The sequence below is a fragment of the Streptomyces sp. NPDC001156 genome (genome assembly GCF_053598275.1).
In genome coordinates, this window is record NZ_JBSFJX010000171.1 from 1 (window position 1) to 17,659 (window position 17,659).

General features: G+C 70.7%; 15 protein-coding genes, 1 tRNA gene and 1 pseudogene. 8 read left to right on the plus strand and 9 right to left on the minus strand.

Annotated features, from left to right (window positions below; all coding sequences use genetic code 11):
• Positions 1 to 240 (plus strand): annotated as a pseudogene (locus tag ACWDA7_RS40365) (IS630 family transposase); the annotation flags it as partial.
• A gap of 13 nt (positions 241 to 253) precedes the next feature.
• On the opposite strand, the gene ACWDA7_RS40370 reads toward ACWDA7_RS40365, so the two are convergent.
• Positions 254 to 1,507, minus strand: a complete 1,254-nt coding sequence (locus ACWDA7_RS40370) for a tyrosine-type recombinase/integrase (RefSeq protein ID WP_450611461.1) — start codon at positions 1,505 to 1,507, stop codon at positions 254 to 256.
• Between the two features lie 78 nt (positions 1,508 to 1,585).
• A tRNA-Sec gene (locus tag ACWDA7_RS40375) sits at positions 1,586 to 1,678 on the minus strand.
• A gap of 217 nt (positions 1,679 to 1,895) precedes the next feature.
• Here ACWDA7_RS40375 and selD point away from each other — a divergent pair.
• Positions 1,896 to 2,918, plus strand: coding sequence for a selenide, water dikinase SelD (gene selD, locus ACWDA7_RS40380; protein ID WP_450611463.1), 1,023 nt, complete (start codon positions 1,896 to 1,898; stop codon positions 2,916 to 2,918).
• Between the two features lie 23 nt (positions 2,919 to 2,941).
• On the opposite strand, the gene fdh is transcribed toward selD, so the two are convergent.
• Entirely contained in the window at positions 2,942 to 6,202 is a 3,261-nt protein-coding gene (gene fdh, locus ACWDA7_RS40385) for a formate dehydrogenase (RefSeq protein WP_450611465.1), read from the minus strand.
• 342 nt (positions 6,203 to 6,544) lie between these two features.
• Between fdh and ACWDA7_RS40390 the strand changes: the two genes are divergently transcribed.
• Positions 6,545 to 7,231 (plus strand): haloacid dehalogenase type II, encoded by a 687-nt coding sequence (locus ACWDA7_RS40390; RefSeq protein ID WP_450611467.1) that lies wholly within the window; start codon positions 6,545 to 6,547, stop codon positions 7,229 to 7,231.
• A 26-nt stretch (positions 7,232 to 7,257) separates the two neighbouring features.
• On the opposite strand, the gene nrfD is transcribed toward ACWDA7_RS40390, so the two are convergent.
• From nrfD to ACWDA7_RS40410, 4 genes are all read right to left on the minus strand, one after another.
• A complete protein-coding gene (gene nrfD, locus ACWDA7_RS40395; protein ID WP_450611469.1) occupies positions 7,258 to 8,268 on the minus strand; it encodes an NrfD/PsrC family molybdoenzyme membrane anchor subunit in 1,011 nt (336 codons plus the stop codon).
• Complete coding sequence (locus tag ACWDA7_RS40400) at positions 8,265 to 9,311, minus strand: 4Fe-4S dicluster domain-containing protein (protein ID WP_450611471.1); 1,047 nt, start codon at positions 9,309 to 9,311, stop codon at positions 8,265 to 8,267. Before ACWDA7_RS40400 ends, nrfD begins: the two co-directional genes overlap by 4 nt.
• 86 nt (positions 9,312 to 9,397) lie before the next feature.
• Entirely contained in the window at positions 9,398 to 10,066 is a 669-nt protein-coding gene (locus ACWDA7_RS40405; RefSeq protein ID WP_450611473.1) for a hypothetical protein, read from the minus strand.
• A 168-nt stretch (positions 10,067 to 10,234) separates the two neighbouring features.
• The gene (locus ACWDA7_RS40410) at positions 10,235 to 10,801 is read right to left on the minus strand and encodes a GNAT family N-acetyltransferase (protein ID WP_450611475.1); all 567 of its coding nucleotides are present in this window, start codon (positions 10,799 to 10,801) and stop codon (positions 10,235 to 10,237) included.
• Positions 10,802 to 11,169: 368 nt separating this feature from the next.
• On the opposite strand from ACWDA7_RS40410, the gene ACWDA7_RS40415 reads away from it, so the two are divergent.
• Complete coding sequence (locus ACWDA7_RS40415; RefSeq protein ID WP_450611477.1) at positions 11,170 to 12,264, plus strand: alpha/beta hydrolase; 1,095 nt, start codon at positions 11,170 to 11,172, stop codon at positions 12,262 to 12,264.
• A 248-nt stretch (positions 12,265 to 12,512) separates the two neighbouring features.
• Complete coding sequence (locus ACWDA7_RS40420; RefSeq protein WP_398172262.1) at positions 12,513 to 12,683, plus strand: hydrophobic protein; 171 nt, start codon at positions 12,513 to 12,515, stop codon at positions 12,681 to 12,683.
• 92 nt (positions 12,684 to 12,775) lie between these two features.
• Here ACWDA7_RS40420 and ACWDA7_RS40425 read toward each other — a convergent pair whose 3' ends face one another.
• The gene (locus ACWDA7_RS40425; RefSeq protein WP_450611479.1) at positions 12,776 to 13,747 is read right to left on the minus strand and encodes a serine hydrolase; all 972 of its coding nucleotides are present in this window, start codon (positions 13,745 to 13,747) and stop codon (positions 12,776 to 12,778) included.
• A gap of 254 nt (positions 13,748 to 14,001) precedes the next feature.
• Between ACWDA7_RS40425 and ACWDA7_RS40430 the strand changes: the two genes are divergently transcribed.
• Both ACWDA7_RS40430 and ACWDA7_RS40435 read left to right on the plus strand, forming a co-directional pair.
• Complete coding sequence (locus ACWDA7_RS40430; RefSeq protein ID WP_450611481.1) at positions 14,002 to 14,547, plus strand: cysteine hydrolase family protein; 546 nt, start codon at positions 14,002 to 14,004, stop codon at positions 14,545 to 14,547.
• The gene (locus ACWDA7_RS40435; protein WP_450611483.1) at positions 14,544 to 15,467 is read left to right on the plus strand and encodes a GlxA family transcriptional regulator; all 924 of its coding nucleotides are present in this window, start codon (positions 14,544 to 14,546) and stop codon (positions 15,465 to 15,467) included. The genes ACWDA7_RS40430 and ACWDA7_RS40435 overlap by 4 nt, the downstream gene beginning before the upstream one ends.
• Positions 15,468 to 15,575: 108 nt before the next feature.
• On the opposite strand, the gene ACWDA7_RS40440 is transcribed toward ACWDA7_RS40435, so the two are convergent.
• A complete protein-coding gene (locus ACWDA7_RS40440) occupies positions 15,576 to 16,016 on the minus strand; it encodes an ATP-binding protein (RefSeq protein ID WP_450611485.1) in 441 nt (146 codons plus the stop codon).
• 377 nt (positions 16,017 to 16,393) lie between these two features.
• Here ACWDA7_RS40440 and ACWDA7_RS40445 point away from each other — a divergent pair, with 377 nt between their 5' ends.
• On the plus strand, positions 16,394 to 17,488 hold the full coding sequence (locus tag ACWDA7_RS40445) for a carboxylate-amine ligase (protein WP_450611487.1): 1,095 nt from the start codon (positions 16,394 to 16,396) through the stop codon (positions 17,486 to 17,488).
• Positions 17,489 to 17,659: the final 171 nt, after the last annotated feature.

The window sequence follows — 17,659 nt, forward strand, 5'->3', positions numbered from 1 at the left end:
CGGGTCGGCGACTGGGCCGCGGCCAACAACGTCGAGTTCGCCTACACGCCGACCAACAGCTCCTGGCTGAACCGCATCGAGGCCCAGTTCACCGCTCTGCGCTACTTCGCACTGGACGGCACCGACCACGCCAGCCACAAGGAGCAGGGCAGCATGATCCGCCGCTACATCATCTGGCGAAACCGTCACGCCGACGATCAACGGCTTCGAGTCGTGGTCGACAGGGCGAACGTTGCCTGATGCGGCACTAGCACTACATGACTCGCGTCAACCCCGGCGTTCGAGCGGGGTCGGCCATTGCGGCCTCGACGGCGGCACGGATCTCGCCGTCGAGGGCCTGCACTAGGTGCCCGTACCGGTCTACGGTCGTCGTGATCGACTCATGCCCCAGCCGGGCCTGGATTGCAGGCAGCGGGATCCGCTCCGCAATCAGCCATGACACATGCGTATGGCGCAGGTCGTGAATTCTCGGACGCTTCGGCAACCCCTTCGCGATCGCCGCATCGACCGCCGGCACCCACCGCCGCCGCCAGAAGTTGTCATGCCGCCAGCTCTTACCCAGCGGCGTTTGGAAGATCAGGTCTTCGGGCTTCCTACCCGCCATGCGCCGGCGGAGCATGTCCATCTGTGTGTCCGTCAGGGCGATCACGCGACGCGCACGCCTCGTCTTCGGCGGGCCGAGGAAATACGACGGTCCTCCCTCGCCGGGTGCGGCCCGCTTCCAAGCGCGCTGCACGCTCACGGTGTTCCGTTGCAGATTGACGTCCCTGACCTGAAGCGCCGTTGCCTCACCCCACCGCATTCCGGTGCCGACCAGCCAGTCCGCCAGGTCCCGGGCATGTGGGTCCGCGATCTCTGCTGCGATACGCGCGTACTCGTCGTGCTCCAGGAAGCACATCTCTTCTTCGATGCCATCGTCGACCCGGGGCAGCCGCGTCCCTCGGCAGCAGTTCTTCGATCGCAGCGGCGGCTCAGTCTCGACGGCCACTTGGACGATGCTCGACAGCAGTCCGTGGCGGTTTGCGATGCTCTTAGGGTGCGACTTGCGCCGCTTCCACTTCTGCGGGTCGTCCGCCTCGCGCTCGCCGGCCTCTTCCGCGCGCACCCAGTCCTGTACGTCATCCGCAGTCAGATTGCAGATGGTGGCGTCGACAACGCGGCCGGAGGGCTCGGTGTGGCGGATGATCGAGAAATGGTTGTCCACGTCGCGGTGGTAGTCCCCGCGGGTCCGCTTGTCGATGCCGGTAAGGCGATCGATGCAGCGGTGCGCCCAGTCGACGACAGGCATGTCGCCCGGCTGGACCGGCTCCTCGACGAAGCCCTTGCCCTTGACCCATCCAGGCGGCCACTGCTGGCCGTGTGCGTCGACGAGTCTCTTGAACTGCTCGGCCGACCCCTCGTCGCCGAACTTCTCGCCCTCCCAGTCGCCGCCTCGGCCGCCTTGGAGCCAGCGGACTTGGTAGATCGCGGTTCCGTCCTTGCGTTTGCGCGGTCTGATGCTCGCCATGCAGGGGAGGTTAGGGGAGGGGAGGCAGACACGTTAGGCCCATGTTTGGCCGGGCTTTGCATTGATGCTGCTGGGGAGCGGAGGCGGACGGGAATCGAACCCGCCTGCCCGAGATCCTCGGGCACCTCGGTTTTGAAGACCGGGAGGGCCACCAGGCACCCACACGCCTCCACCGCTGGTGAGGCTACCCGAAAGGCTCCGCACCACTCGTCGGCCACACCGCCGAGTCGGCACGGCCGTGCGATCCCGGACAACACCGGGCCGCGATCCCGGAAAGGACCGGACAGGACCGGATCGCGACAGGTTCGACGGGGCCGTACGGCGATCCCCCTCCACGCACGGCGCACCGCCGTGCGGCAGCACCCAACACCCCCCCTGGAGACCCGCAATGACCACCACGCGCGAAACACCCGTACGGCTCACGCAGTTCGCCCACGGCGGCGGCTGCGCCTGCAAGATCCCGCCCGGTGAGCTGGAGGACGTGCTCGGCGGACTGACTCTCTCGCCCGCCTCGGGCGACACGCCGCTTCTCGTCGGTCTGGCCACCGGCGACGACGCGGCCGTCGTCGCCCTGCCCGCCCACAAAGGTGCCCCCGCCCAAGCGGTGGTGTCCACGGCCGACTTCTTCACCCCCGTCGTGGACGACCCGTACGACTGGGGCCGCATCGCCGCGGCCAACGCCCTCTCCGACGTGTATGCGATGGGCGGCCGCCCGGTGCTCGCCGTCAATCTTCTTGCCTGGCCCCGCGATGTGCTCTCCTTCGACTTGGCGCGCGAGGTGCTGCGCGGCGGCCTGGACGTGGCCACCGAGGCAGGCTGCCATGTGGGCGGCGGGCACAGCGTCGACGACCCGGAGCCCAAGTACGGCATGGCCGTGACAGGACTGGCCGACCCCGCGCGGCTGCTGCGCAACGACGCGGGTCGGCCCGGAACGCCGCTGTCGCTCACCAAGCCCTTGGGCCTGGGCGTGCTCAACAACCGGCACAAGGCCACGGGGGAGCGGTTCGAGCAGGCGATCGCCACCATGGTGACCCTCAACCGCGATGCCGCGGCCGCGGCCCTGGCGGCCGGGGCGGTGTGCGCCACCGATGTCACGGGATTCGGGCTTCTCGGACATCTGCACAAGCTGGCGCGGGCATCGGGGGTGACCGCAGTGGTGGACACGGCCGTCGTTCCGTATCTGGACGGCGCACGGGAGGCGGTACGGGACGGGTACGTGAGCGGCGGCACCAAGCGGAACCTCGAATGGGTGGCGCCGTTCACGGACTTCGGGGGTACGGACGCCGACACCCGGCTCCTCCTTGCCGACGCGCAGACCTCCGGCGGGTTGCTGGTGGCCGGGGAGGTGCCCGGGGCGCCGGTGGTCGGGGAACTGGTCCCGCGCGGGCCCCACTCGATCGTGCTGACGTGAGACCCGCGACCGGCCCCTGTGGGTCAGATCTCCGTGCCGGTGCGTTCCCCGATGCCCGCCCGCGCCTGGTAGGCGCGCACGAACTCGACGGCGGCCGGGCCCCTTGGGCGGCGTCCCGGCCGGATGTCGCACGCGAAGGCCTTGGACTCCTGGATATGGGTGTTGGGGTCGAGGGCCAAGTGGAGCAGTTCGTTGGCCGCGTCCCCCGTGGTGTAGCCGTTCGGCCCCCAGTGGTAGGGAAGCCCGACCTGGTGCAGGGTCCGCCCCTGGACCGTCAGGGGCGCCATCCGGTCGGTGACCAGTACCCGGGCCTCGATCACGTTGCGGGCGCTGACGATCGTCGCCCAGCCGGTGTGTTCCAGCCCGCGCTCCGCGGCGAGTTCCGGCGACACCTCGCAGAAGAACTCCGGCTGCAGCTCGGCCAGGTAGGGCTGCCAACGGGACATGCCGCCCGCGGTGTGGTGCTCGGTGAGCCGGTAGGTGGTGGCGACATAGGGGAACACCTCCGATCCGGGTTCGCCACCGCTGGGCTGGTAGCGGTTGCCGGGGTGTGTCGGCCGCAACTGCCGTACCGGATTGCGCTGCTGACGGTACAGAAGGTTCGGGAAGGGAGACTCCTGCGGTTCGTAGTGGGTGGGCAGGGGACCGTCGGTGAGGCCCGCCGGCACATACAGCCAGGCCTTGCCGTCCGCCTGCATGATGAACGCGTCGGTGCCCGAGAGCGCCTCCGGGCCGGTCGCGTCTTCGGGCGGCCGGTAGCCGGGTGACTTGTCCTTCGTGAAGTCGGGGACGTCGTGGCCGGCCCACTGCGACTGCCCCTCGTCCCACCACACCAGTGCCTTGCGTTCGCTCCACGGCTTGCCGTCCGGGTCGGCGGAGGCACGGTTGTACAGGATCCGGCGGTTGGCCGGCCATGCCCAGGCCCAGTCTGCCGCGACCCAGTTCTGCTCCTTGCCCGGCTTGCGGCGGGCCGCCTGGTTGACGCCGTCGGCGTACACCCCGCAGTAGATCCAGCACCCGCAGGCGGTGGAACCGTCGGCCTTGAGCTGTTCGTAGGACGCGAGCGGGTCGCCGTCGCCGTCGTGGCCGTTGATCTCGGCGAGGACCGCCTCCGCCTCCGGTTCGGCGTGCTTGCCCTTGGTGGGGTAGTCCCAGGTCAGATCGAGTACGGGCCGGTCCATCGGGTCGGTGGAGGCGGCGAGCTTCTCCCGGATGATGCGCCCGAGGTGGAAGGTGAACCACAGGTCGCTGCGGGATGCGCCGGGCGGCTCGACGGCCTGGTGGTGCCACTGCAGCAGACGCTGGGTGTTGGTGAAGCTGCCGTCCTTCTCGGTGTGCGCGGCGGCCGGAAGGAAGAACACCTCGGTGCGGATGTCCTCGGTGCGCAGCTCTCCGGTCTCGATCTCCGGGCCGTCCTTCCACCAGGTGGCCGACTCGATCAGGGAGAAGTCGCGTACGACGAGCCAGTCCAGATTGGCCATGCCCAGCCGCTGCATCTTGGCGTTGGCCGAGCCGACCGCGGGATTCTCCCCCATGAGGAAGTAGCCCTTGCAGGTGCCCTCCAGCTGGGCCGTGACCGTCTCGTAGGTGGAGTGGCTGCCCGTCAGCCGCGGCAGGTAGTCGAAGCAGAAGTCGTTGTCGGAGGTCGCGGCGTCGCCCCAGTACGCCTTGAGGAGGCTCACCAGATAGGCGCGCATGTTGCCCCAGTACCCCTTACGCGCGGCCTCGGCCTGCACGAACGCGTCGAGGTCCTCGTTCTGGTGCGCGTGCGGTATCGGGATGTATCCCGGCAGCAGGTTGAACAAGGTGGGGATGTCGGTGGAGCCCTGAATGGAGGCGTGTCCGCGCAGGGCGAGGATGCCGCCGCCGGGCCGGCCGATGTTGCCGAGCAGGCCCTGCAGAACGCAGGCCGCACGGATGTACTGGACACCCACGGTGTGCTGCGTCCAGCCGACCGCATAGGCGATGGCGGTGGTCCGCTCGCGTCCGGAGTTCTCCGTCACCAGTTCGCAGACCTGTCGGAACACGTCCTGCGGCACACCGCAGATCTCCTCGACCATCTCCGGGGTGTAGCGGGCGTAGTGCCGCTTGAGGACCTGGAAGACGCAGCGCGGATGGGTCAGGGTCTCGTCGCGCTCCGGCTCGCCCTCACCGATGTCGGCGCCGCCCGAGCCGTGGGCCTCGCCACGCGCGGCCTCGGCGAGGGACCTGCCGCCCTCGGTTCGCTTGTCGTACTCCTGGTCACGCTCACCCGAAGCCGCCTGCATCTCCGTACCCTCGTACTGCCAGGTGCCGTTGTCGTAGCTGCGGCTGTCGGGGTCAAGACCCGAGAAGACACCGTCGAGGTCCTCGGTGTCGCGGAAGTCCTCGCGCAGCACGACGGGCGCGTTGGTGTAGGCAACCACGTAGTCACGGAAGTACTTGTCGTTCTCCAGGACGTAGTTGATGATCCCGCCGAGGAAGGCGATGTCCGAACCCGCGCGCAGCGGCACGTGCACATCGGCCAGGGCGCTGGTGCGGGTGAACCGCGGGTCGACGTGGATCACCTTCGCTCCGCGGGCCTTGGCCTCCATCACCCACTGGAACCCGACCGGGTGGCACTCGGCCATGTTCGAGCCCTGGATGACGATGCAGTCGGAGTTCTGCAGGTCCTGCTGGAAGGTGGTCGCGCCGCCGCGTCCGAACGAGGTTCCCAGACTGGGAACCGTGGAGGAGTGTCAAACGCGTGCCTGGTTCTCGATCTGAATGGCACCCAGGGCGGTGAACAGCTTCTTGAGCAGGTAGTTCTCTTCGTTGTCCATGGTGGCCCCGCCGAGGCTGGCGATGCCGAGCGTCCGCCGGGTTCGGAGGTTGTCGACCTCCCACTCCCAGCCGGTCCGGCGTGCCTCGATCACCCGGTCGGCGATCATGTCCATCGCCGTGTCGAGGTCGAGACGTTCCCACTCGGTGCCGTGCGGGCGCCGGTACAGGACCTGGTGCTCGCGGGCGGAACCCGTGGTCAGCTGAAGGCTCGCCGCGCCCTTGGGACACAGACGGCCACGGGAGATGGGGGAGTCGGGGTCACCCTCGATCTGTGTGACCCGCCCCTCCTGGACGTACACGTTCTGGCCGCAGCCGACGGCGCAGTACGGGCAGACCGACTTGACCACGCGGTCCGCGGTGGCCGTCCGTGCGGTGACCCGCGCGCCGCCACCGCTCTTGGCGGCGGCTCCGCGGCCCAGGGGATCCGTTCCCTTGAGCTGGCGGTAGACCGGCCAGGAGTCGATCCATGTGCGTACGCCCATGTCCTTGGCCCTTTCGGTGGTGCTCGGTACGGGTCCGCCGTTCGTGCTCGTCCACCCGGCCAGTGGGGGCGCGGCCCGACGAGGTGTCCTGCCTGCTCCCCGAAGCTCCCGGTCCTCGGTGCCACCGCTGAGTACCCGGCCGGGGTCGAGCGAAACCGGCGCTTCGTCGGCCTATGAGGAGTGGACCACCGCTGCGGGGGCACTCCGGTCGGCGGTGTGTCAGCACGCGGACTCACGGACTGTGCCCGTATTGTCCAGGTGGCCTCGGCTCGAACAGTGCAAACGGGAGTGATCGGATGGTGGCGGACGCCCTCGTGGTCCGGGTGCCGGGCGGTGATCTGCGTGTCCCCTGACGGCCGGCCATCCGTCGTGGTCTTCGACGTCAACGAAACCCTCACCGATATGGGCCCGCTCGCGGCCCGCCTCGCGGACATCGGTCTGCCCGGCGACCTGCTGCCGGTGTGGTTCGTCAGCGTGCTGCGCGATGGCATCGCGGTGTCGCTGGCGGGCGGCAGCGTCTCCTTCGCCGATGTGGCCCGGGACGTGCTGCGCACCCTGCTGGCCCGGCAGCGGCCCGGCGGGCCGGACCCCGGAGCGGCCGTGGACCACGTGCTGGACGCGCTGCCCGAGTTGCCCGTGCACCCAGACGTCCCCGAAGGCGTGCGCGCCCTTCGCGAGGCCGGGCTCCGTCTGGTGACCTTGACGAACGGTTCGGCCGGTACGACCCGGGCGGTGGTGGAGCGGGCCGGGCTCGCCGACTGCTTCGAGATGCACCTCGACGTCCGCGCCCCGGGCCGCTGGAAGCCCGCGCCGAGCGCCTACGCCCACGCGCTCGGTGCCATGGCGGTCGAGGCCGGCGAGGCCATGCTGGTCTCCGTGCATCCATGGGACCTCGACGGTGCGGTGCGGGCGGGGCTGTCCGCCGCCTGGATCCGGCGGACTCCCGAGCCCTACCCGGCCGCCCTGCACCCCGCCGACCGGGTGGCCACCGACATGGTCGACCTCGCCGGGCAACTGGGATCTGCCTGAAGCCGCTGACGGCTGTGGCGGTGCGGTCACCCCTCGCGCGCCTTCAACCGGTCCCGCTGCGGGACGACGGTGTACTTGGGGTCCTCTGCGGAGGCCACTCCAGCGTGGAAGACGGCGAAGCGCAGGGCCGCCGAGCCGGCCAGCAGGGCCGCACCCGCCGCCGCGGCCGGCCACCGGGTTCCCCGCCGGCTCGCGAACGCCGCCAGGACGGCACCGCCTGCCGTCAGGGCCTCGGCGGAGCGCAGCAGGATGTGCGGCCTTCCACGCTCATATGGTTCGGCGGCCAGCCCGAGGCGCCGCTTCATCAGCCGGAAGGCGCCCAGCTCCAGAGCAGCCCCCAGTACCGCCATGCGGTGAGCCGGCCGTGCCTGTTGCGCCGGCGAACAGGCCAGCGCCAGTCCGGCCGCGGCGCTCGCGGCGGAACCCGCGAAGACGAACGGCATTTCGCGATAGCCCTCGTGCCAGGACGGCACCGCGGTGTCGGTGATGAGCACGGCGGTGTAGGTGGCGACGGCCGGTCCGAGGGCGGCGGCGCCCGCCGTGGAGACGGCGCCGATGACGCGGTACCGGTTGGCGACATGGGTCGCCGCGGCGGTCATAGCAAGGGGTGCGTAGCCGGCGAGCAGCCACGATCCCACGCTCATCGGGGAGGTGGGCTTGAAGACGCGGAGCATGTTGACGAAGCGGGCGGGCCTGCCGAGGTCGTGCACCAGTGCGGCCAGCGACAGCGAGATGGCGCCGGCCGCGCCCAGCTTCGCCGTCCGGGCCAGGGCCGGGCGCCCCGTGGCGTGTCCTCCGGCGGCCAGCAGAGAGGAGGCCCCGGCGAGACCGCCGAGGTAGAGATAGCCCGCGATGTCGAGGGGCTGCCACGTCGGCTTGTTGAGGATCGGTTTGCCGTAGTAGGAGGAGAACTGCGCGTCGGGCACCATGGGTTGCTCGCGGCGGCGGCGACGGCGACCGGTGTGCGCGCCGGTGTGGGCGTCGCGTCCGGGGCGGGCCCCTTCCACACCGTCACGGGTGACGTCCGAACCTGTCATCGCGGCCTCCTGAGGAACCCGACGGCTGCAAGTGCGGCCAGCGACACGGCTGCCGCCGCCGCGTGCCGCCACATGGCGGGCAGATCGCGAGTGGTCACGACCGGGTCCGGCGGCAGCCCGTAGACCTCGGGCTCGTCCAGCAGCAGGAAGAACGCGCCGTCACCGCCGACACCGTCCTCGGGATCCTCGCCGTACAGGCGCGCGTCGGTGATGCCGGTCGCATGAAGCTGGGCGACGCGGGCGGTGGCGCGTTCGCGCAGCTCGTCGAGCGGCCCGAACTGGATGGATTCGGTCGGGCAGGACTTCGCGCAGGCCGGTTCCATCCCTGACCCGAGCCGGTCGTAACACAGGGTGCACTTCCAGGCCCGCCCGTCCTCGCGCCGCTGGTCGATGACGCCGTACGGGCAGGCGGGCACGCAGTAGCCGCAGCCGTTGCAGATGTCCTCCTGGACGACCACCGTGCCGAACTCGGTGCGGAACAGCGACCCGGTGGGGCACACGTCCAGGCAGGCCGCGTGTGTGCAGTGCTTGCACACGTCCGAGGCCATCAGCCAGCGAAGTTCGGTGCGTCCGTCCGGTGACACGGGCGCGACGGCTCCGCTCGGTGCGCCCGGGGGCGCGGAGCCGGGCGGGGGCACGGTGGCGCCGGGGCCGGGGGACGACGGGGAGGTGCCAAGGTGCCGGGCGGCGTCGAAGACGTCCAAGTCCTGGTGTCCGACACCGGGTTCCTGGCCGCCGAGCGGCTTGCGTTGCTCGATGAACGCCACATGCCGCCAGGTGTCTGCGCCAAGGCCCTGGGTGTTGTCGTAGGACATGCCGGTCAGTTCGAGACCGTCCTCGGGGACGGAGTTCCACTCCTTGCAGGCCACCTCGCACGCCTTGCAGCCGATGCACACGGAGGTGTCGGTGAAGAAGCCCATGCGCGGCGGGGCGTCCGGATACCCGGACGCCCGCGCCACGTCGGGTTCAGGACCGAACAGCAAGTTGCCTCGCACCGCTTCCTCGTCCGCTCCGCCGACCTCCGCGGCGCTGCCCTTGGCCATGCCCGAACCTCCCTCTCCCTCACGCGTCGCCGGCGCCCGGCCGGCAGGTACCACCGAGACCCGGTGCCGGTGTCCCTCGGGGCCCGTCAGTTCCACCGTCCTGCCGAAGCACCGCTGCTGCTGAGGGCGTCGCTGACCCGGTAGCCTCGGCGCCGCCGCCGGATCGCGTCCCCTTGTGCCAGAGGCTGAGGTTCGTCGCGTACGACGGTCCGGTCGGCCGCGGCCGGCAGGGTCCGGGCCTCCTCGTACCCCGTATCCCGAGTGTGCCCAAGCATGCGCACGGCCGGTCCGTGCCATCGCTCAGCACAGCGCTCGGTACACGCAGGCAGAGCGGTGAAGCCATTGACGAGATGCGGTACCACGTCGGACGCCCAGGAGGTCAGGTCCCAGGTGGCCGGGTCAGTCACTCCCAACGCCCCTGCAGGGAGGTCGCTCCCCGCCATGGCCCCAGCGCCGAGCAGCGGTCCTGCCGCCCAGACGGACGGCGGACCGCCGTCGCGCCGCATCAGCCCGTACGCCGCCCCGACGCCGAGGCCGGTGACGTATCCGAGGAGTGCGTCGACGGCCCGCTCACCATGGGACTTCGTTTGGCCGTCCCGGAGGTCGATACCCGTGCGGTCGACGAGACGGTCCGCGACCTGGGCCGGCGTGTCGCTGGACGGCCGGCCCCGGAGCAGCATGTCGGCATAGGTGGTCAGGTTCAGAACGGTGGTTCCGGCTGCCCCCGACAGCAGGCCTTTGGTCACTGGCTGCATGTGAGGCACTCCCTCGGTGCGCGTGCGGTGGTGAGCACGGGCTTCCGGGTTCCACTCTCAGCGAGGGCAAAACACCGTGGCCGGCACCGGTTCGGGCGGCTCGTCCTTCCGGCTCGCCGACATGTGACGGCCGGAACCGTCCCCCGCCCGTGCGGCGAGCGGGGGAGTTCACGGCTGTCGGCGGCTCTCCCAGTCGCTGAGGGTGATCTCGTACTCGACTTCGCCGTGTTCGGAACCTGCGATCGGGTCGGGCCAGTCCCCGGTGAAGTTCCGCAGGAACGTCAGCCCTGACTTCTCCATCACCCGCCGCGACCGGTCGTTGACCGCCATGGTGTTCGCGGTTACGCGTTCCACTCCAAGATCCGTGAAGCCTTTGTCGATCAGGGCCCGCGATCCCTCTGTGGCGTAACCCCTGCCCCACGCCGTCCTGTTGAGCCGATAGCCGAGTTCGACCACGGCGGGGCTGAGGTCGTCCAGGGGGCGGAACTCGAACCAGCCCAGAAACGCGCCGGTCGTCCTCTCCTCGGCGGCCCAGTAGCCGCGGGTACCGAGGCCCGCGTAGTCACGGAGCAGGTGCGGCAGTGTCCGCGTCCGGATTGCCTCGCGACTGGCCGGCTTGCCGCCGTTGATGAAGTGCATGACGTCGGGGTCGTTGTCGAGCGCGAAGAGGTGATCGGCGTCGGCGTCGGTGAACGGGCGCAGCACAAGCCGTTCGGTCTCCAGGAAGATCTGCATGCCGCGATCCTCAACGTCGGCGCGCGGCTCCGCCAGCGAAATTCACCGACAACCACAGCGGACAGGTCACGGACACGGTGCGCCCGCTCGCAGATTTCCCGTGCGCCGTGGGGACGCGGACGGCATGCGTGACCGGTGCCCGCACGCCGGTGCCGGCAGGCGGGGACCGCCCTGTCCTGGGACCCTCGCTGGGGGCGCCGATCCCTCTGCCGGGTCGTCCTCGGTGGCGTCGGCCGTTTCAAACGGCACCCCTGCGCCGTCCACCTGGGCGGGCGCACCCCACCACCCTTTCGGATCAGCCCGGCGGGCCGGTTGACGCCGAACGCAGCAACGCTCATGGGGAAGTGCCCCTCGAAAGGAGGACATCCATGAGCGCCACCCGACGCTCCCGCTCACCGCGCAGGCGCCTGTCCGGCATCACGGCGCTGGTCGCCGCCGCCACGTTCGCCGCCGTCCCGGCCCTCGCCACTCCGGCCGCCGCCGCTGCCCCCAAGGCGCCCTGCGGCGATCCCCCAGTGACGCTCGAGCCGACCGCCCAGGCCTTCCTCGACAAGCTTGCCGCGGCGGACGGCCCGCCGATCCAGGACCAAACGCCCGACGCCGCCCGCACGTCGCTCCTGGACCTCCAGGCCGCCTACCCGGTGCACAAGCTCCCCGCCGACATCACCACGCGCGACATACCGGGTGGCCCCACCGGCACGGTCTCGATACGCATAGTCCGGCCGAAGGGCGCGACCGGGAAGCTGCCGGCGGTGATGTACTTCCACGGCGGCGGCTGGGTGCTCGGCGACGCCTCCACCCACGACCGGCTGGTGCGGCAGATAGCCAACGGCGCCAAGGCCGCGGTGATCTTCGTCAACTACACCCGGTCCCCCGAAGCGAAGTACCCGGTCGCCAACGAGCAGGCCTACGCCGCCACCCAGTGGGTCGCCGAACACGGTAACGAGATCAATGTCGACGGCTCCCGGCTGGCCGTGGCCGGCGACAGCGTCGGCGGCAACATGACCGCCGCCGTCACCATGATGGCCAAGGAGCGCGGCGGCCCCAAGCTCGCCCAGCAGGTGCTGTTCTACCCGGTCACCGACGCATCGTTCGACTCCCCCTCGTACCAGCAGTTCGCCACCGGCTGCTGGCTCACCGCCGCGGGCATGAAGTGGTTCTGGGACCAGTACGCCCCCGACACCGCCGTGCGCACCCAGCCCACCGCCTCGCCCCTGCGTGCCACCGCCGACCAACTGAGCGATCTGCCCCAGGCGCTGGTCATCACGGACAGTGACGTACTGCACGACCAGGGCCGGGAATACGCGGACAAGCTGCGCGACGCGGGCGTGTCCGTCACGTACACCGACTACCCGCGCATCATTCACGACTTCGTGATGCTCAACGGGCTCGCCGACAGCGAGGCGGCCAAGGCAGCGGTCGCGCAGGCCACTGAGGCCCTGCGCCAGGCGCTGCACACCTGACGCATCCGTCGGCCGGACACCTCCTGCACCATGCCGCGTCCTGCGCGGCACGGCGGGCGAACCGGCCGTGGTTCGCTCGCCGCCCTCGGAGGTCTCCGGCAAGTCCCCAGCCGGACCAAGGGTTTCCGCAGCCCTCGGGAGCTTGGAGAAGCTGAAAAGCGTTCCCGCAGGGCCCGTGAAGAAACATCGCTGATCGAGCGCTTGTGCCCCCACTTCGGGGGCACCCGGAGCGACGGAGGTTGATAACTATGGTGCCCCTTCTTCTGGTTCTGTTGCTCGCCCTGATCCTCTTCGGTGCGGGATTCGCACTGAAGGCCCTGTGGTGGATCGCGGTCATCGTGCTGGTGGTGTGGCTGCTGGGCTTCGTCGTCCGGCCCGCCGGTGGTGGTGGACGCAGGGGTCGCTGGTACCGCTGGTGAGGGTGGGCGGTCGCCGCGCCTGACGGAAATGAGTGGGGGCCCGGTTCACTGAACCGGGCCCCCACTCATTTGCTCGTGCCGACGGTGTCCTGTCAGTGCGCGGACGCCGAGGACACGGCTGCCTGTGCGGTGCGCTCCACGAGCGAAACGCCGTCCTGCATCGTCGGGTTGCCGTCCGAGAGGACCGCCACCAGATAGTGGTGACCGTTCTTCGAGACCTCTCCGATGCTGTTGATGTCCCACAGCCCGGTCGTGGTGCGCTGAAGCCAGCCGTTCTTCAACGCCCAGCCGTTGCCGGCCGCCGCCGACACGCCCCAGGACTGATCGGCCGCTATGCGGGTCATCAGCGTCCTGATGTAGCCGCGCGCCGGCTCGTGGAGTGCCCGGGAGCCCGCCTGGGCCGAGGGGCCGGACTCGAAGACCGCGCGCAGCAGCCGTATCTGATCACTTGCCGTCGTCCGGGTGAGTCCCCACAGGAACCCGGCGCCGCCCTGCGTCGAGGTCAGCCCGAGCCGCTTGTTGGCGGCCGCCAGTCCCGGCGCCTGGCCGATCTCACGCCACAGGGCGTTGGCGGAGGCGTTGTCGCTGTGCTGGATCATCGCCCGCGCAAGGCTGTTCTCCTGCGCGGTGAGAGGCCGGCCCGCGTCCTGTGCCTGAAGCAGCACGGCGGCGAGGATGTCGACCTTCACGATGCTCGCGGTGTCGTAGGGCGTGTCCTGGCCGGAGAGGGCGGGGCGCTTGCCGCCGCCGTCCAGGCCGTACACCGCGGCCGTCACCCGGGCCTTGTTCTGCGGCTGCTGGGGCTGCTGGGGCTGCTGGGGCTGCTGGGGCTGCTGGGGCTGCTGGGGGGTGCTGTCCTGGGGCTGCACCGGCGCCGGTCTCGCGGGCGCGGTGCCGTCCTGAACCGGGGAGGTGGCGGCCGTCGCCGGTGACGGGTCGAGGGCGCCGGCCGAGAAGAGCGCCGTCGCCGACGCCAGGAGCACGCCCGCGCAGGCGACGACGCGCTTGACCCGGCGCCTGGTCGCGACATCAGGGCGCGGCGTGGGGAACAGTCCGTGGGGCATCGTGGAGCAAGCCTCCGCAGTTCGCATGGAAGGGGACGCGGAACTGCGAACGTAGACAAATCGACTTCCTCGCGTGGTGACCGCCGTCACCACGGACCCCTCTGGGGACCGGATTGTGGCCAGAACCACAGGCCAGGAGGTGGGAACCGTCACCGAGAGGCCAAGCCGTCGCGGCAGTGTGTGACCGGATCGGTCCGCCACGAGCCCTGATCGGGCCTGCGCCCGGCGCGTGCCGCCAGGTCAGAATCAGTGCCATGAATCGCGCACTGATCGTCATCGATGTCCAGGAGTCGTTCCGGGCTCACCCGCTGTGGGACCGGATCTCCGACCCGAAGATCGCCGAGCGGGTCAACCGGCTGGCCGCGCTGGCCCGCGCCGCCGGCGAACCGGTCGTCTGGGTGCTGCACACCGAGCCCGGCTCGGAAGGCGTCTTCGACCCGGCCTCGGGCCACGTCCGCCTGTTTCAGGAGCTGGACGGGCCGCGGCCGGGCGAACCGGTGCTCCACAAGACGTCGCACAACGCCTTCACCACCACCAACCTCCAGCAGTTCCTCACCGAGGCGGGCATCCGCGAGCTGCGCGTGTGCGGCATCCGCACCGAGCAGTGCGTCGAGACCACCACCCGGGTCGGCAGCGACCTCGGCTACCGCATGGTGTTCGTGACCGACGCCACCGCCACCCATCCGATCGGCGAGCTGAGTCCCGCCGCGATCATCGAACGCACCGTGGCGGTCCTCCGCGACCGGTTCGCCCGCATCGCCACAGTTGCCGAACTGGAGGCGGAGGCGGCCGGCGCGTGACCCAGGTCGTCTTCGTCCTGCTGCCGGGAGTGCACCTGCTCGACCTGGCCGGCCCTGCCCAGGTCTTCAGCACGGTGGCGCAACTGGGGCGGCCGTACGAGCTGGCCTACGTGGGCGAGTGCGCGCAGGTCCCGAGCGCCCAGGGACTGCCGCTGCTCGCGGCCACCGAGTGGCCCGGGCTGCGCGCCGACGACCTCGTCGTGGTGCCGGGCTGGCGCGGGCCCACTCTGCGCGACGGCCCGACGATCGGCGACGGCGTGCTGCGACGGCTGCGCACCCACCACGCGGCCGGCGGCACGGTCGCCAGCGTGTGCGCCGGGGCGGAGGCACTCGGCCGGGCGGGGCTGCTGGACGGGCGCCGCTGCACCACCCACCACGATGTGCAGGACGAGCTGGCGGCCCGCTACCCAGGGGCGATCGTCGTACGGGACGTCCTGTTCACCACGGACGACCGGGTGGTGACCTCGGCCGGTATCGCCAGTGGAATCGACCTCGCCCTGCACCTGGTCGCGGTGCGGCACGGTCCGGCGCTTGCCGCCCGCGTCGCCCGGGAGATGGTCGTCCACACGCGCCGCAACGGCCATGAGTCCCAGTCCAGCGCCATGCTCCGGCACCGGGCCCACCTGGACGACGCCGTGCACCGCGTCCAGGACCTGATCGACGAGCGCTTCGCTGAGCAGCTGCCGCTGGCCGCGCTGGCGTCGTACGCCGGTGTCAGCTCCCGTACGCTCACCCGCCGTTTCGGCCGTGCCACCCAGGGGCTGACCCCGTTGCGCTACCAGCAGACCCTGAGGCTGGAACGGGCCGAACACCTGCTGGGCCACGGCACGACCATGGAGAGTGCCGCGCGCGAGGTGGGATTCGAGAATGCCCGCATGCTGCGCCGCCTGCGCAGACGGCCCGCCCCGGCGGACGCCTGAAAGGCGTGACCGCACGGCGTCCCCGCGCCCGCCGCGCAGGTATGGCCGCCCCGCCACGGCCCCTCTCCCACGTTCCTTGGTGCGCCGCGTACGGCTCGCGGAATTCGTCTACTCCGCCGCTGAGGACTCGTCGGTCGGCCGGGTGGCAGGAGGCGGTCGGAAGCACGCGTCGACGATCTTGCCGTCGGGGCAGGGCCGGGCCTGCCACTCGTCGGCGAGCGCATCCACGAGCAGCATGCCGCGTCCGCCGAGGCGGTCGTCGCTCGGCGGGCGGGGTGCGGGCAGCTCGGGGGAGGCGTCGTGGACGGCCACGTGCAGACAGCGGGTGTCCCACGCCAGGACGAGCTGCGCGGAACTGTGTGCGTGCACGTGGGCGTTGGTCACCAGTTCCGAGATGGTCAGCAGGACCGCGTCCACCGTCTGCGGCGCCTGCTCGGTCCAGCCCAGAGACTCGAGGTGCCGGCGAGCCCAGTCACGTGCCGCCTTCACCCCGCTGTCCAGCGGCAGGGAGCGAGCCCACCCCACTGCCCTCATCGATGATCTGCTCATCGTGTCCCTCCCTGCTGCGATCCTTCGTCTCGCGGGTACCCGGCCCGTACCTGTTGACGCGCCGGGGGAGCCGGAGTCCGCCGCGCGTCCCGGGGGGCCCTGGAGACGACCTAGCCGACCGCTTCAATGCCCCGCCACTCGGGGTGCGTTGCCGCGATTGACGAAGAAGGGGCAGGTCGCAGAGCCCGGCGACGCGCCTGACCGCCGAGGTCGTGCTCGGCGGCCCCGCCCGGGATCAGGTTTGAGCGACCCTGGCCGCGGAACTTGCCCTGCGCAGCCTGAAGCCGACCGGGGGTGGGCAGAAGGGCGGCGCGGCGCCGGGCCGGAACCCGGTCCCCGCTGCAGCATGTGAGGTGGCGGGCACAGGAAGGACAGCGATGGCGACGGTTGGGGTCGAAGAGGAGTATTTGCTGATCGATCAGGAAACCGGTCGTTTGGCGGCGCAGGGGGAGAAGGTGCGGGCCTCGGCCGGTCTGGCGCCGTTCGTGACCGCCGATGAGGTGCATTCCGAACTGCTGCGCGCCCAGGTGGAGGTCGACACCCCCGTATGCGACACCCTCGAGGAGGTCCGGGGACATCTGCTGCGTCTGCGGAGTGCGGTGACCGGGGCGGCACAGGCGCACGGCTGCCGGATGCTGGCCAGCGGCACGCCGCCGCTGGCGGAGGGTCTGCCGGTGGCCGTCACCGACACGGAGCGCTATCGGGTCATGCAGCGGCAGGCGCCGCAACTGGTGGCCGAGCAGATGGTCAATGGCATGCATGTGCATGTGGCGGTACCGAGCCGGAGCATGGGTGTGCAGGTGCTCAACCGGCTGCGGCTGTGGTTGCCGACGCTGACGGCCATGGCGGCGAACTCACCCATGTGGGAGGGGCACGACACGGGCTTCGCGAGCTGGCGCACGATCATCTTCGACCGATGGCCGGTCAGCGGTGTGCCACCGCACTTCGCGGATGAGATCGACTACGACCGGCGCATCCAGCGGCTGCTGGATGCGGGCGTGATCGGTGACACCGGCCAGTTGTACTGGCAGGCCCGCCTGTCCGAGCGGTACCCCACGGTGGAGGTGCGCTGCCTGGACATCCAGCTGCGCATCGACGACGCGGTGATGTTCGCCGGTCTGGTGCGCGCCTTGGTCGACACCGCCATGCGGGAGGCCGACGCGGGTGTCCCGCAGCCCGAGTGGGAGCCGGAGCTGGTGGAGGTCGCCATGTGGCAGGCGGCCCGCTACGGGCTGAGCGGGGAACTGATCGCTCCCGAGGGCTGTCGCTGCCAGGCGGCCGACGCGGTCCACGGGCTTCTGGAGCATGTCTCCGCCGCGCTGGACGCCGCCGGCGACTCCCCTGAGGTGACCACGCTGGTGCAGCGTCTGCTGCGGCAGGGCACGGGCGCGGAGCGGCAGCGCCGAGCGCTGGCGAACGGGGGCCTCCAGGCCGTCACGGACATGATCGTCGACGAGGCTGCGCTGGGCTGAGGGCGACCGGAGCCCGGAGACCGGCCGCCGGTGATCTGGGCCTGGTGACCGGGCGCCCGGTGAGCGGCCGTCGACAATTGAATCCTCCCCCAGCTGAAGCAGGGGGATTCCTGGCTCACGTTGGCTGCGGGTCAGCGACCAGCAGCTCTTACACGATCAACACCAGCCGGG